General features: G+C 65.5%; 14 protein-coding genes. 7 read left to right on the top strand and 7 right to left on the bottom strand.

Going from position 1 to position 14793, the window contains the following annotated elements; translation table 11 throughout:
• Window positions 1-32: 32 nt before the first annotated feature.
• Window positions 33-1760 (bottom strand): dipeptidase, encoded by a 1728-nt coding sequence (locus AC1DOX_RS21955; protein ID WP_477114055.1) that lies wholly within the window; start codon window positions 1758-1760, stop codon window positions 33-35.
• 235 nt (window positions 1761-1995) lie between these two features.
• On the opposite strand from AC1DOX_RS21955, the gene AC1DOX_RS21950 reads away from it, so the two are divergent.
• The 4 genes from AC1DOX_RS21950 to AC1DOX_RS21935 all read left to right on the top strand — a co-directional run bounded on the left by AC1DOX_RS21950 (window position 1996) and on the right by AC1DOX_RS21935 (window position 6419).
• On the top strand, window positions 1996-2727 hold the full coding sequence (locus AC1DOX_RS21950) for a glutathione peroxidase (protein WP_441620601.1): 732 nt from the start codon (window positions 1996-1998) through the stop codon (window positions 2725-2727).
• A gap of 184 nt (window positions 2728-2911) precedes the next feature.
• Window positions 2912-4318 carry a dihydrolipoyl dehydrogenase gene (locus AC1DOX_RS21945; protein ID WP_441620603.1) on the top strand — a complete coding sequence of 469 codons (1407 nt, stop codon included), beginning with the start codon at window positions 2912-2914 and terminating at the stop codon, window positions 4316-4318.
• Window positions 4319-4526: 208 nt separating this feature from the next.
• On the top strand, window positions 4527-5111 hold the full coding sequence (locus tag AC1DOX_RS21940) for a TetR/AcrR family transcriptional regulator (RefSeq protein WP_441620605.1): 585 nt from the start codon (window positions 4527-4529) through the stop codon (window positions 5109-5111).
• A 144-nt stretch (window positions 5112-5255) separates the two neighbouring features.
• On the top strand, window positions 5256-6419 hold the full coding sequence (locus tag AC1DOX_RS21935) for an OpgC domain-containing protein (protein ID WP_441620607.1): 1164 nt from the start codon (window positions 5256-5258) through the stop codon (window positions 6417-6419).
• Window positions 6420-6443: 24 nt separating this feature from the next.
• On the opposite strand, the gene AC1DOX_RS21930 is transcribed toward AC1DOX_RS21935, so the two are convergent.
• The 5 genes from AC1DOX_RS21930 to catA all read right to left on the bottom strand — a co-directional run bounded on the left by AC1DOX_RS21930 (window position 6444) and on the right by catA (window position 11212).
• On the bottom strand, window positions 6444-7274 hold the full coding sequence (locus AC1DOX_RS21930) for a 1,6-dihydroxycyclohexa-2,4-diene-1-carboxylate dehydrogenase (protein WP_441620609.1): 831 nt from the start codon (window positions 7272-7274) through the stop codon (window positions 6444-6446).
• The gene (gene benC / locus AC1DOX_RS21925) at window positions 7274-8293 is read right to left on the bottom strand and encodes a benzoate 1,2-dioxygenase electron transfer component BenC (protein ID WP_441620611.1); all 1020 of its coding nucleotides are present in this window, start codon (window positions 8291-8293) and stop codon (window positions 7274-7276) included. The genes AC1DOX_RS21930 and benC overlap by 1 nt, the downstream gene beginning before the upstream one ends.
• A gap of 21 nt (window positions 8294-8314) precedes the next feature.
• Complete coding sequence (gene benB, locus AC1DOX_RS21920) at window positions 8315-8812, bottom strand: benzoate 1,2-dioxygenase small subunit (RefSeq protein ID WP_441620613.1); 498 nt, start codon at window positions 8810-8812, stop codon at window positions 8315-8317.
• Window positions 8809-10191: a benzoate 1,2-dioxygenase large subunit gene (gene benA, locus AC1DOX_RS21915; RefSeq protein WP_441620615.1), complete on the bottom strand. Its 1383-nt coding sequence runs from the start codon at window positions 10189-10191 to the stop codon at window positions 8809-8811. The genes benB and benA overlap by 4 nt, the downstream gene beginning before the upstream one ends.
• Before the next feature lie 97 nt (window positions 10192-10288).
• The gene (catA, locus tag AC1DOX_RS21910) at window positions 10289-11212 is read right to left on the bottom strand and encodes a catechol 1,2-dioxygenase (protein ID WP_441620617.1); all 924 of its coding nucleotides are present in this window, start codon (window positions 11210-11212) and stop codon (window positions 10289-10291) included.
• A gap of 163 nt (window positions 11213-11375) precedes the next feature.
• Here catA and AC1DOX_RS21905 point away from each other — a divergent pair, with 163 nt between their 5' ends.
• Window positions 11376-12293, top strand: a complete 918-nt coding sequence (locus tag AC1DOX_RS21905) for a LysR family transcriptional regulator (protein WP_092143596.1) — start codon at window positions 11376-11378, stop codon at window positions 12291-12293.
• A 30-nt stretch (window positions 12294-12323) separates the two neighbouring features.
• On the opposite strand, the gene AC1DOX_RS21900 is transcribed toward AC1DOX_RS21905, so the two are convergent.
• A complete protein-coding gene (locus AC1DOX_RS21900; protein WP_477101550.1) occupies window positions 12324-13205 on the bottom strand; it encodes a LysR family transcriptional regulator in 882 nt (293 codons plus the stop codon).
• A 133-nt stretch (window positions 13206-13338) separates the two neighbouring features.
• Between AC1DOX_RS21900 and AC1DOX_RS21895 the strand changes: the two genes are divergently transcribed.
• Together AC1DOX_RS21895 and catC are read left to right on the top strand one after the other, a co-directional pair.
• The gene (locus tag AC1DOX_RS21895; protein WP_441620622.1) at window positions 13339-14463 is read left to right on the top strand and encodes a muconate/chloromuconate family cycloisomerase; all 1125 of its coding nucleotides are present in this window, start codon (window positions 13339-13341) and stop codon (window positions 14461-14463) included.
• A gap of 35 nt (window positions 14464-14498) precedes the next feature.
• Window positions 14499-14777 carry a muconolactone Delta-isomerase gene (gene catC, locus AC1DOX_RS21890; RefSeq protein ID WP_441620624.1) on the top strand — a complete coding sequence of 93 codons (279 nt, stop codon included), beginning with the start codon at window positions 14499-14501 and terminating at the stop codon, window positions 14775-14777.
• Window positions 14778-14793 lie beyond the last annotated feature (16 nt).

The following is a 14793-nucleotide window of genomic DNA, read 5'->3' as shown; positions in this document are numbered from 1 at the left end:
GCCCCCTTTGATGCCGGCCGGATACCAGGGTGTTACTGCATCGCGTCGAGATTGCCGATTCGCACGAGCATTTCCGTGAACATCTGCATGTCCAGGTTCAGGTCGGCCACTTCCTTATATTCCTTGGCGTTGTGCGCGGTGTACTTCTTGCCGGGCATGGCCGGGCCGAAGTTGATGGCGTTTGGCATCAGCTTGGCGGTGGTGCTGCCGGCGGTGGGCACCGGCTTGGCCTCGAGCCCGGTGGTGTCGCCGTAGATATTGAGCAGCGTGGAAAGCCAGGCACCCTTGGGATCGCGCGCCATCCAGTTGCCCTGGTCGTGCTGGATCTCCACGGTCGAGTGCGTGGCGGTAGCCCAGGTGTTGATGCGGGCGGCGATCTTCGCGCGCAGCTCGTCCGGCGTGGTGCCGCGCGGCATGCGCACATTGGTCGTCACTTCCAGCTTGCCGTTGCGCTCGCGGATCAGCGTGGGCGACATCGTCAGCGGGCCCATGAAGTCATCGCGGTAGTCGACTTCCATCTTCTCGCCGAGGTAGCCGGTGCCGTAGAGATCGCCAAGGTAGCGGATCGCGCGCGCGTACTGGTTATCGGCAAACGCCACACCGGACGATTGCAGGAACAGCGCCAGTCGGGGCACCGGATTCACGCCTTCCTCGGGCCGGGAGCCGTGCGCCGAGGAACCCGTCACCTTGATGTCGATGCCGTCGGCGCCGCGCGCGACGTCGATCGAGAACTTGCCTTGCGCCTCGTGCTGGCTGATGAACCCCGCGCGTGCCTTTTCCAGCGCCGCAGCCACGGCGGCCAGGTCGCCACCGGTGATGCGTGCCGTGGCCGTCTGCGGGATCGCGTTGGCCGATGCCGCGCCCGCCATGGCAACGATCGCCGCCGTCTTGCCGTCCGCCGGCTGGTTCGGGAAGCGGACCGTCAGCGCGCCGGAGCCTTTCTCCGCCACGACGGCCGGGTACTTGCTGTCGAGCACGATGTTGTACTCGGGCAGGGTGGCGTGTTCGCGGTAGTACTTCATGCCGTCGCCGCCGGTTTCCTCGGTGGTCTCGATCATCAGGCGGATCGTGCGGGCCAGCGGCACGCCGCTCTCGCGCACGGTCTTCATGGCAAAGAGCGCGGCCGCGATGGAACCCTTGTCGTCGATCGTGCCGCGCCCGTAGAGGTAGTCGCCCACGCGCGTGACCTTGAACGGATCCAGCTTCGTGCCATCGTCGAGCACCCATTCGTCGGCCACCACGGGCACCACGTCCGCATGCGTCAGGATGCCGAACGTCTCCTTGCCGGTGCCGGGCAGGGTGACCTCGAACACGCGGTTATCCACGTTGCGGAACGCGAGGCCATATTCCTTCGCCATCTTTTCGACGAGCTTGCCGAATTCGATGATGGCCGGGCTCTCGTGCGGCGGCACGCGGTCGTCGCGCACGGTGCGGATGGCGACCATCTCGCTGATGCTGTCCAGCACGGCCTTTTCGTTGTGGAGGCGGTTATAGACGCCCAGCAGGCGGCCGATGTTGGTCAGGTCGTCGCCCTTGAGCGGGCGCTTGGCGCGATACGCGCCGACGGCGGGGGCCAGCTTCGGGTCGGCCTTCACGGCCGCGTTCAGGAAGGCGTTGAAGCTGACCGGCGGGGTGGCGGTGCCGGTGGCGACCAGGCGGTCCAGTTCGGTCTTGCCGATGGTGGCGGCCAGCGCGGCCTGGGTGGCGGACTGGATCAGCAGGGCGGCAGCCAGCATGGCGGCCAGTGGCAGGCGGGTCATGGATTGTCTCTTCGATGTTTTTGCGTGCCCGAATGATAGCGATCCCGGAGGGCCTGCGAAAGCGCCTTCAAGTCATCGTCGATAGTCTGTGTCAATCGGAGATGGCTGATTGATAATAGTTATTCCTAATCGAGGTGGTTGAAATGATGAATTGTACAAATCACTTCGGCATCTTCAGAATTCACCCCATCGCTGCAACACGTAGCGCCCCTTTAAACCCCCTGGAGTCATACCGATGCTGCAATCCCGTGAAGGCCAACGCGTTCCCAACGTGACGTTCCGTGTACGTGACAACAATGAGTGGAAGAACGTGACCACGGCCGACCTGTTCGACGGCAAGACTGTTGCAGTGTTCTCGCTGCCGGGCGCCTTCACCCCGACGTGCTCGTCGACCCACCTGCCGCGCTACAACGAACTGGCGCCGGTCTTTGCCAAGCACGGCGTGGACGCCATTCTGTGCGTGTCCGTCAACGACACGTTCGTCATGAACGAATGGGCCAAGGACCAGGAGTCCGAGAACATCGTCATGATCCCCGACGGCAATGGCGAATTCACCGACGGCATGGGCATGCTGGTCGACAAGGCCGACCTGGGCTTCGGCAAGCGCAGCTGGCGCTATTCGATGCTGGTCAAGAACGGCGTGGTGGACAAGATGTTCATCGAGCCGGAAGAGCCGGGCGACCCGTTCAAGGTGTCCGACGCCGACACGATGCTGAACTACATCGCGCCGAACGCCAAGAAGCCGGATCAGGTGGTGGTGTTCTCGAAGATTGGTTGTTCGTTCTGCGCCAAGGCCAAGCAGCAGCTGTCCGACAACGGCTACGAGTACATCGACGTGCCGCTGGAGCACAAGATCCGCGGCAAGGTGCTCGGCGCGGTCTCGGGCAACATGACCGCCCCGCAAATCTTCATCAACGGCACGCTGATTGGCGGCGCCGAAGCGCTCGAGCAATACCTGGGCCGCTGATTCTGGCCCCACCCGGGTCCGGTTCCCCGGCCGGAACCCGGGATTTTTCCCCGCGTGACCGCTCGCGCAGTCCGGCAGTCGCCGGACCCGATGGCATCGTCTTGCCCGTTGCAGGACAACCCCGTGCCATCGCGTCCAACGATTGATGCAGATTCGCCAAGTTCTCAGATCAGGAAAACGCAAAATGAAGACCATCCAGACCGATGTCGCCGTGATTGGTGCGGGCACCGCGGGACTCGCGGCGTACCGCGCCGCCATCGCGGCCGGCAAGCGCGCCGTGATTATCGAAGGAGGCGCCTATGGCACCACCTGCGCCCGGGTGGGATGCATGCCGTCGAAGCTGCTGATCGCGGCCGCCGAGGCCGCTCACGAGGCGCGCCACACCGCCGCGTTCGGCGTGCATGTGGATGGCCCGGTCCGGATCGATGGCCGCGAAGTCATGGCGCGTGTGCGCAGCGAACGTGACCGCTTCGTCGGCTTCGTGGTGCGCGGCGTGGAGAACATTCCCGAATGCGATCGCCTGCTTGGCCATGCGCAGTTCATCGACAACACGATCCTGCAAGTGGGCGCCGATACGACGGTGCGCGCCAGCCGCGTGGTCATCGCCACGGGTTCGCGTCCGGCGGTGCCGAAGGCCTTCGACGTCTTTGGCGATCGCCTGATCATCAACGACGACGTGTTCGCGTGGGAAGACCTGCCGCGCAGCGTGGCGGTCTTTGGCCCGGGCGTGATCGGGCTGGAGCTGGGGCAGGCGCTGTCGCGCCTCGGCGTGAGGGTGCGTGTCTTCGGCGTGAGTGGTTCCGTCGGACCGCTCAGCGACCCGGCGATCCGCGCGTATGCGACGCAGGCCTTCAACCAGGAGTTCTCGTTGCTTCCGGATGTGCGGGTGTCCGACATGCGTCGCGAAGGCGACGAGGCTGTGATTACCTTCGAGGATGCCGATGGAACGGTCGTGACCGAGCGCTTTGCATACGTGCTGGCCGCCACGGGTCGCCGGCCCAATGTCGACAAGCTGGCGCTGGAAAATACGGCGCTCGCGCTGGACGCGCGTGGTGTGCCGGTGTTCGATCCGGTGACGCTGCAGTGTGGCGATGCGCCCGTGTTTATCGCCGGCGATGCCAACGACGTGCTGCCGTTGCTGCATGAGGCCGCAGACGAGGGCAGGGTAGCGGGCGAAAACGCCGCCAGCTGGCCGCAAGTCCGCCCGTTGGCGCGCCGTGCGCCGCTGGCCGTGGTGTTCTCCGATCCGCAGATTGCGATGGTCGGCCAGCGCTTTGCGGACCTCACGCCGGGCAGCTTCGTGACGGGTGAAGTCAGCTTCGAGGATCAGGGGCGCAGCCGCGTGATGCTGAAGAACCGGGGCCTGATGCACGTGTACGCCGACCGGGCCACCGGGCGCTTCCTGGGCGCCGAGTGGATGGGCCCGCGCGCCGAGAACATCGCGCATCTGCTGGCGTGGGCTTACCAGCAGGGCCTGACCATCGCACAGATGCTGGCCATGCCGTTCTACCACCCGGTGGTGGAAGAGGGGCTGCGCACCGCACTGCGTGATGCCGATGCCCGGCTGACGCAGCTGAAGCAAGCGGCCTGATCGCCGCAGTACCAGGGGTCTGGTTGGATGGGCCGGTCGCGCAGCTTGCGGCCGGCCTTTCTGTTTTCATCCGGCATGCGTGCTGACATTGGCACCGATGGAATCCCGCAGCCAGATCGCCCGCAGTCACGCTGTCGATAAACCAGTCGTCTATAGACAGGTCTGTCTCCTATAATGGCAACTGTCAATGCACACGCTCCCTCCCGCCATGATCCAATCCTCCGCTCGTGATCGCATCCTTGAGACGGCCGCACGCCTGTTCTATCGCGACGGCTATCGGGCTACCGGCATCGACAAGATCATTGCCGAGTCCGGCGTGGCCAAGATGTCGCTGTATCGCCACTTTGCGTCCAAGAACGACCTGATCCACGCCTTCCTCACGCGGCGCCATGATGGCTGGATGGGGTGGTTCGAGGCGTCCGTGCGGCGCCGGCTGGATGCCCGACCGAACCTCGATGTGCTGGCTGATGCGCTCGGCGAGTGGTTCGAGACCGAGGACTACCGTGGCTGCGCCTTTATCAATATGGTGGCGGAAGCGGGCGGTGGCGCTGGGGAAGATCCGCGTCTGGTCGAGCAGGCGGTGGCGCACAAGGCATCGCTCGCGACGTTCGTGGCGGAGGTGGCGCGCACATGCGGGCTGGAGCATCCGGATGACGTCGCGGAAGAGGCCATGCTGTGCATCGAAGGCATGATCGTGCGGTACCAGATGTCACCGGACACCGGTGTGATCGATGCCGGGCGTCGTCTTCTCGGCCGCATCCACACTTCTCACACGCCACGCGCCGCTGCATAAATGCCCTGAAGCGCCTTCAGCGTGCCCTGCGTAATCTCCTGAAACACTGCCAACACGAATCCTTCTCGCGCATCACGGTAAGATTCGGCCCGTGTGTGGCAGCCGGGCGCCCCCGTCCGGCGGCACGCAGTGGGATGCACGGAAGTGAACGCAGTAAACAACAATCAGCGCCGGACCGAGGTCGATCTGATCCGCGGGATCGCGCTGCTCTTTATCGTGGTCGATCATGTCAACGGCAGCGTGCTGGCTGACTACACGATCCGCAATTTCACCCTGTTCGACGCCGCCGAGGTTTTTGTCTTCCTGGCCGGCTATTCCGCGGGCGCGGCTTACCTGGCGATGGAAGCCCGCGTGGGTGCCAGCGCCGCGCGCCGACGGTTGCGGCGGCGCGGCTGGGAGATCTACAAGGCTTTCGTCCTGACGGGTTTGCTGATGCTGCTGTTCGGCTTCCTGCTGGCGATGTGCAGGATTCCCGCGCCAGCCGTACGTGCCACCGAGGCGCCGGTCTTCATGGCCCAGCCGCTCGAAACCCTGCTGGAAGTCGTCAGCCTGGCGCGCCAGCCGTTCGTCTCCGATGTGCTGCCGATGTACGCGGTCTTTATCGGGCTGGCGCCGCTGGCTATCCGCTGGTCGCGCGCGCAACCGCTGGCGTTTGTCTGCGGCAGCGTCGCGCTGTGGCTGATGGCGCCCGCGCTGTTGCCGCTGCTGCCCAGCAGCGAGGCGCGTGGCTGGAGCTTCAATCCGTTTGCCTGGCAGCTCATGTTCACCCTCGGCCTGATCGCACGGCTGCGGCCGGATTTCGTGCTGCCGCAACAGCCGATCGTCCGGTGGGCATTCACGATCAGCGCCGTGGCCGTGGCGCTGGCCGGCGTCGCGCTGGCGTATCTGTGGATGCGTCCTCACGTCTATGAGGCATGGCTGCCCGCGTGGGTGCCGTCGATGGTATTCCCGCTGCCCAAGCAGAGCCTCGCCTTCCTGCGCGTGGTCAGCTTCCTGGGGCTCGCCTGGCTGGTCTATCTGGCCATTCGCGCGGGATGGGTGGAAAAGCTCGCGGGACTGATGGGGCCCGTGGTCCAGATCGGTCGCCACAGCCTGTTCTGCTTTGTGCTCGGCGCGGTGGTGTCGGTGACGATCGAGGGCTTTACGTATGGCATCGCCGGCGGCCGGCCCACGCGCCCGGTGGCCCTCGGTGGCGACCTGGTGGCCGTGGCGATGCTGCTGGTGATCGGCGGCTGGTGGGGGCGGCGCAAAGAGGCCCGCAAGAACGCGGATCGACCGGTGATGCCCAAGAAGTCCCCGGCCGCCTGATTCACAAAACTGCTGCGACCCCGCTCAGCCGAGGTCGCCGCCGCCGACGGGAACGACGGTCCCAGTCATGTACGAGGCTTCGTCGGAGGCCAGGAACAGGATCACGCCGACCTGCTCGGCGATGGTGCCGTAGCGGTGCATCAGGCTGGACGCTACGGTCTGGTCGACGATCGCCTGGTACCACGTCGCGTCCTGCGCGGACTGCGGCGCCGCATTCAGCGAATTGCGCGGAATCTTGCGCGGCGGGGCTTCGGTGCCACCCGTCGCGACGGCATTCACGCGAATCCCGTCCTCCGCATGTTCGAACGCCAGGCTCGCGGTCAGCGCGTTGACGCCACCCTTTGCCGCCGCGTAGGGCACGCGGTAAATGCTGCGCGTGGCGATCGACGATACGTTGACGATCACCCCCGCGCGCCGCGCCACCATGCCCGGCAACACCGCGCGGCAACCCCACAGCGTGGGAAACAGCGAGCGCCGGATCTCGGCCTCGATCTCTTGTTCGGCGTAGTGTTCATAGGGTTTGGCCCAGATGGTGCCGCCGACGTTGTTGACGAGGATGTCGACACGGCCGAACGCCTCCGTTGCCGCGCGGACCATCGACGTGGCACCGGCGAAGGTTTCCAGGTCGGCGATCACGGCGATGGCCGCGCCGCCTGCGGCCAGGATCTCGGCAGCCACTTCATCGACCAGCGGCGCGCGATCCACCAGCACCACGCTCGCACCTTCCGAGGCCGCCCGCAGCGCCACGCCGCGGCCGATGCCTTGCGCCGCGCCGGTCACGATCATCGTCCGGCCCTCGAATCGCCCGGCGACCCGCGCCGGCACCCGCTCTTCCAATCGTTGCGCCTGCTGCATCATGCCTCCACGCTGGCCGAGAACTTCTCGTAGTAGAACCCGGCGGGTTCGATGCCGGACGCCTGCAGCCAGGTCCGCACCGCCTCCACCATTGCCACCGGTCCGCACAGGTAGATATCGACGTCGCCGCCGTTCAGCCAGGCCGCATCCACGTGGGCGGTGACATAGCCCTTGCGCGCATGCTCGCTGGCCGCATCGGCCACGCAGGTCCGGTATTCGAAGCCGTCGATCTTCGCGCCGGCGGCGTCGAGTTTTTCCGTGGCGACGAGATCGATGTCATGCGTCACGCCGTACACCATCCGCACGGGCTGCGTGCTGCCGGACGCGCCCAGCACGTCGAGCATCGACAGGAATGGTGCGATGCCGGTGCCGCCCGCCAGGAACAGCACGGGCCGCGTGACCGGGCGCAGGTAGAAGCTGCCGAACGGGCCGGAGAAGGCCATGCGCTGGCCGCTGCGCGCGTCGCGGGTCAGGTAGCTGCTCATGCGGCCATCGGGCACGTTGCGCACCACGAAGGCAGCACGTTCGGCGCCCGGTGCGGAGCTGAACGAATACGCGCGCGTCATGCCGCTGCCGGGGATTTCCACGTTGACATATTGCCCGGGCAGGAAGCTCAGGGCCGACGGCTCGTCGAGGTCGATCGAGAAGCCGATGGTCGAGTCGGAGAGCGGTGCCACGGCGGCGATGGCGCCTTCGAAGCGCGTCACGCCGGTTTTGCATGCGGTGGAAGATGCCGCCACGCGGATCACGCAATCCGAGCGCGGACGGGTCTGGCACGCCAGCACGTAGCCCTTGGACGCTTCCTCGGCGGTCAGCGCATCCTCGATGTAGCTCGACTCCGGCAGATCATAGGCGCCGGACTCGCACAGGCCCCGGCAGGTGCCGCAGGCGCCGTCGCGACAATCCAGCGGGATGTTGATCTGCTGGCGATAGGCGGCATCAGACAGCGTTTCGTGCTCGCCGCACGTGATAAAGCGGGTGACGCCATCTTCGAATTGCAGGGCGATCGTATGTTCCATGGCCTTGTCCTCCAGCCGGATTCAGATGTGATAGATGTCGATGACCTGATGGATGTAGTCGTTCTTGAGCACGACGTACTTGTTCAGGATGCGCGGGGTGCCGGTGGAAAAATCGATCACGTAGCGCGACATACCGAAGTAGCTGTAGTTGGTCTGGTAGCGGTGCGCGAGGGTGTGCCAGTTGAAGCGCACCGTGGCGACATGGCCGTCGACCTGTTCGATCTCGATGTTGCTGAGGTTGTGGCTGGTGCGCGTGTCGGGGATCGTCGCGCTCGATCGTTCCGTCTTGATGCGGAACACGCGGTCTTCCAGCCCCTGGCGACTCGGGTAGAAGATCAGCGAAATCTCGCGCTGCGGATCGGTCACGAGCTTGCCATCGTCGTCCCAGCACGGCATCCAGAACTGGGCCTCGGGGTGGTAGCAGGTCAGCCACTCGTCCCAGTGCTCGTCGTCGAGCAGGCGGCTTTCGCGGTAGAGGAAGGCCGTCACGTCGGCCAGTTGGATCGCGGCGGCGCTCATTCGGCATCTCCCTGCGCCACGGCGCGCTTCATGGTTTCCAGCCAGTAGCGATGCTGCACGGTGTAGAGACCTTCGTCCTCAGTGCGCAGGCCGCTCATCACGGGCTTCAGGCCGATGCGTTGCGCGGCCTCGTCCGGGCCGTCGATCCAGTGCGTGGCGCCACGGCACATATCGTTCCAGGCCAGCGCCTGCCCCGCGTAGCCCTGCTGGCAGGCGCGGAACTCTTCCAGGTCGTCCGGCGTGGCCATGCCGCTCACGTTGAAGAAGTCCTCGTACTGGCGGATGCGGCGCGCGCGGGCCTCGTCGGGTTCCCCCTTCGGCGCGATGCAGTAGATGGTGACTTCGGTCTGGTCCACCGAGATCGGACGCAGCAGGCGGATCTGCGATCCGAACTGGTCCATCAGGTAGACGTTGGGATACAGGCAGAGGTTGCGCGAATTCTGGATCATCCAGTCGGCGGTTTCCGGGCCGCAGCGCTCGGCAAACTCGTCACGGCGCGAGAAATTGGGGCGATCTTCCGGATTGGCCCAACGCGTCCACAGCAGCATGTGGCCGTGGTCGAACGCATAGAAGCCACCGCCTTGCTTGCCCCACTTCCCGGCGTCCATGGCGCGGATCTTGTCTTCCTGCTCGTTCTGCTGCTTGCGGTGGTTCGTGGTGGCGGCGTAGTTCCAGTGCACGGCGGAGACATGGTAGCCATCGGCGCCGTTCTCGGCCTGCAGCTTCCAGTTGCCGGCGAACGTGTAGGTCGACGAGCCGCGCAGCACCTCCAGGCCATCGGGCGACTGGTCGGCGATCATGTCAATGATGCGCGCGGCATCGCCGAGAAATTCGGCCAGCGGCAGCACATCGTCATTGAGGCTGCCGAACAGGAAGCCGCGATAGTTTTCAAAGCGCGTCACCTTCTTCAGGTCGTGCGAGCCCTCCTTGTTGAAGCATTCCGGATAGCCGGCCTGCTCGGGGTCCTTCACCTTGAGCAGCTTGCCGCTGTTGTTGAAGGTCCAGCCGTGGAACGGGCACGTATAGGTGGCCTTGTTGCCGCGCTTGTGGCGGCAGAGCATCGCGCCGCGATGGCTGCAGGCGTTGATGAAGGCATTCAGCTCGCCCTGGCGATTGCGGGCGATCACCACCGGCTGGCGGCCGATATGCGTGGTGTAGTAGTCGTTGTTGTTGGGGATCTGGCTTTCATGCGCCAGGTAGATCCAGTTGCCCTCGAAGATGTGCTTCATCTCCAGGTCGAACAGTGCTTCGTCGGTGAATGCGCTGCGGTGCAGGCGGTAGTCACCGGTGGCCTTGTCTTCGACCAGGAACTTGTCGAGGTCTTCCACGCGACGCGGACGAGCGGTGCCCGCTCCGGTATCCAGATGGATCGGAATCATGTTGTCTCCTGCCGGGTATTTCCCGGCCGCACACGCGGCGGCCGGCGATGACGAATGAGGGAGGGGGCGGACGCCGCTGGCGTCTGCTGATACCGCGTCAGGCGGCGGCGCGCAGGCGTTCGACTTCGGCGGGCGGGGCGTCGGCCACTTCGCGGATCAGGCGGAAGTCGAAGTCGATCGATACGTAGGGCTGGTCCACGCCGTGCTTGTCGAGTTGCGCAGGGTCGTCGATGCGCGTCACCGCCGGCACCAGGCCGTCGCGGCTGGCAAAGGCGAAGTCATCCCACAGGTATTCGTCGCCGTCGATGTTGATCTGCGTGGTCAGCTTGCGGTGGTCGGGTGCGGAGACGAAGAAGTGGATGTGCGCGGGACGGCGGCCGTGGCGCGCCAGCAGGTCCAGCAGGCGCTGCGTGGTGCCTTGCGGCGGGCAGCCGTAGCCCATCGGCACATTGCTGCGGAACTGGTAGCGGCCGTTGGCGTCGGTGACGATGGTGCGGCGCAGGTTGAAAGCGGATTGCGTGGTATCAAAGAACGAGTAGTTGCCGAGCAGGTTGGCGTGCCAGACTTCGACCTTGGCGCCGGGCAGCGGCTTGCCGTCGGTATCGTAGACGGTGCCCTGCATGAAGAGGATGTCGCCCTTGCCGTCCTCGCTGCCGTCATCCAGGCGCGCGAAGCCGGTGGATTCCGGGGCGCCGGCCACATAGAGGGGGCCTTCGATCGTGCGCGGCGTGCCGCCGGTCAGGCCGGCGCGGGCCTCGGCTTCATCGGCGCGGATATCCAGGAAGCGCTCCAGGCCCAGGCCGGCGGCCAGCAGTCCCAGCTCATGGGTCGCGCCCGCTTCGGCGAAATATTCGAGGCCCTTCCAGACTTCGCTCGGGCTCAGGTCCAGATCCTCGATGGCCTTGAACAGGTCCGTGGTCAGGCGGACGACCACCTGCTGGACGCGCGGGTTGGGGGTGCCTTGCGTGGCGGTATCAACAAGGAACTGCTTCACCAGCGCTGCGATCTCGGCGTGCGTCATTTGTCTCGCTCCAGATGTCTTGTGTGGGATGTCGAACGATCGGTCAGTTAATGCCCTGCGGGTATCAAGGCTTGCTGTCCGACTTGGTACAGAGCATAGTTGACGGGTATTTTGGCCGTCCAAGACTGATTTAGTATCTGGACAATACCGTTGAGGTATGGAAGTGGAATTGAGACATTTGCGGTACTTCGTGGCGGTGGCGGAGGAACGGAACTTCACACGCGCCGCCGAACGGCTCCATATCGCCCAGCCACCGCTCTCGCGGCAGATCCAGCAACTAGAGGAAACGCTCGGGGTGTCGCTGTTCGAGCGGAACTCGCGGCCGCTCAAGCTGACCGACACCGGGCGGTTCTTCTACACGCACGCGCTGCAGTTGCTGGCGCAGACGGCCGAATTGGAGGCGATGACGCGGCGCGTCGGCAAGATCGAGCGGACCATGTCGATTGGCTTTGTCGGCTCGACGTTGTATGGAATGCTCCCGCGCATCATCCGGCGCTTTCGCACCGAGCACAGCGACATCGAACTGACGCTGCACGAGATGTCCACCATGGACCAGATCAAGGCGCTCAAGGAAGGGCGCATCGATGTGGGCTTCGGACGCATCCGGCACGATGACCCCGGCGTGCGCCGCGTGGTGCTGCGCGAGGAGCGGATGATCGTGGCGTTGCCGCTGGGGCATCCGTTGTCGGTAGGGCGCCAGGTGCTGTCGCTGCACGACCTGCTCGATGAGACGCTGATCATTTTCCCCAAGGCGCCGCGCCCGAGCTTTGCCGACCAAGTGCTGGCAGGATTTCATGACCGCGCGTTGCGGCCGGGCAAGATCCAGGAGGTGAGGGAGCTGCAGATCGCGCTGGGGCTGGTGGCGGCCGGGGAGGGCGTCTCCGTGGTGCCGAGCAGCGTCTATGGGCTCAAGCGTGACGACGTGACCTACCTGGAGCTGGACGACCCCAAGCTGGTATCGCCGATCATCATGAGCATGCGCACGCTGGACGAATCCGCCGACCTGCGCGCGATGCTCGACATGATCTATCGGCTCTACGAGGAAATCGGCATGGAGTACCTGCCGCCGGCGCAGGAGTAGCCCTCGAAGGAACGGCGCTTCGGCGTGGCCTCAGGCCTTGCCCTGCTGCATCACCCAGGCCACGGCCCGCGCCAAGTACGGCGAGCCATCGCCGGCCCGGTAGCTCATGATCACCGGCGAAACAAAGCCGGGCACCTCGATCGGCACATAGCGGACGTCGTCACGATGCAGGCGCTGCACCGATGCAGGCACCAGCGTCAGGCCCAGCCCCGCCGCCACCAGCCCCAGCGCAGTCTGCAGTTCGTTGGCTTCCTGAACCACGCGCGGCTGCAGCCCCTGTGCCCGGAACAGCGACAGCACGTGGTCCGCGTAGCTGGGGCGCGGACGGGCCGGATAGAGGATCAAAGGCTGGCGGGCGAGCGCCTCGGCATCGAGTGGCGACTCGAGCGGCGGCGCCGACATCGGCATGGCCGCCACCAGCGGCTCCGCCATCACCACCTGCTGGACGATGGTGGGGTCGTTCAACGCCAGCCGGCCGAACGCCAGGTCGATGCGGCCGGACTTCAAGGCCTCCAGCTGCTGCACCGTGATCATCTCGGTCAGGCCGACCTCCACCTGGCTATCGTCGCCACGCAATTCGCGGATCAGTTCCGGCAGCACCCCATACAACACCGACGGCACGAAGCCGATGCCGAACCACCGTTTCTCGTTGCGGCCGATCCGGCGCGTGCCGTCCAGCGTTTCCTCCAGCCGCTGGGTCAGCTGCAGCGATTGTTCCAGCAGGAAGCGTCCGGCCTCGGTCAGTTTCAGCCCCCGCCCGACGCGGTCGAACAGCGCCACGCCGACTTCTTCCTCGAACTGGCGGATCTGGCGCGACAGCGGCGGCTGCGCCATATGCAGCTTTTCCGCCGCCCGCGTCACATTCAGTTCCTGGGCGACGGTCTGGAAATAGCGGAGGTGGCGGAGTTCCATGGTCTGTCCGTTGATGGCGCGGCCTGAATGCGAGGCATACCCATAAGGTATGGAATCAGACATCATCGGTCTTGGACGCCAGCAAAGTCAAGGACCATACTCCAATCCACTCGTCTCACTGCATCAGGAAGGTATGACTACGACAATTTCCGCCATCGAGGCCATTCTGGTCGATCTCCCGACAATCCGGGCCCACCAACTGGCCATGGCCACGATGCAGCAGCAGACGCTGGTGATCGTGCGGCTGCGCTGCAGCGACGGCACCGAGGGCATCGGGGAGGCCACGACCATCGGCGGCCTGTCCTACGGCGACGAAAGCCCCGAGGGCATCAAGCTGACGATCGACACATACCTGGCGCCCGCGCTGGTCGGCCAGGACGCCACCAACGTGCACGCCGCGATGGCTCGCCTGAACAAGGTGGCGCGCGGCAACCGCTTTGCCAAGTCCGCGCTGGAGTCCGCGTTGCTTGACGCGCAGGGCAAGCGCCTGGGCGTGCCGCTGGCCACGCTGCTGGGTGGAGCTGTGCGCGACACGCTGCCGGTGCTCTGGACCCTCGCCAGCGGCGACACCGCCCGTGACATCGAGGAAGCAGAGCGCCTGCTGGCCGAGCGCCGCCACAACACGTTCAAGCTCAAGATCGGCCGTCGCAGCGTGCGTGACGACGTGGCACACGTTGCCGCCATCAAGCGCGCGCTGGGCGACCGCGCCCGCGTGACCGTCGACGTCAACCAGGCGTGGAACGAGGCCGATGCCGCCACCGGCATCGCCATGCTGGAAGCCGCAGGCATCGACCTGATCGAGCAGCCCACGCCCCGCGAGCAACGCACGGCGCTGGCCCGGCTGGCGGCGCGTTTCATCGTGCCGATCATGGCCGACGAAGCCGTGACGGGACCGGAGGACGCGATGGAGCTGGCACGGATCGGCGGCGCGGATGTGTTTGCGCTCAAGATCGCCAAGTCCGGCGGTATCTTCGGCATGCTGCGCACGGCAGCGGTGGGGGATGCGGCGGGCATCGCGCTGTATGGCGGCACGATGCTGGAAGGCAGCGTCGGCACCATCGCCGCGGCCCACGGGTTCTGCACGTTGCCGCAACTGGCGTGGGGCACGGAGCTGTTCGGGCCGCTGTTGCTGAAGGACGACGTAGTCACCGCGCGACCCACCTACCAGGACTTCGCGCTGCACCTGCCGCAGGGGCCGGGGCTCGGCCTGTCGCTGGACGAAGACAAGCTCGCGCACTATCGTCGCAAGGCCGCCTGAAGGCGCGCACCGAACATTCAACTCAGGAGACCACCGTGCTGTTCCTCGTCAGGATGGACGTCAATATTCCGCACGACATGTCGGCCGCACAGGCCGATGAGATCAAGGCCCGCGAAAAGGCCTACGCGCAGGACCTGCAGCGCCAGGGCAAGTGGCAGGCGCTGTATCGCGTGGTGGGCGAATACGCCAACTACAGCGTGTTCGATGTGGAATCGAACGATGAACTGCATACGCTGCTGTCCGGCCTGCCGCTGTTCTCCTACATGAAGATTCACGTCACGCCGCTGGCCAGGCACCCCTCGTCGATCCGCTGACCGGATCACGCTGAAA

It is taken from the genome of Cupriavidus sp. 01L415 (assembly GCF_056400065.1).
The sequence above is the reverse complement of the archived record's forward strand: the minus strand, read 5'-3'. Positions and strand labels throughout refer to the sequence as shown.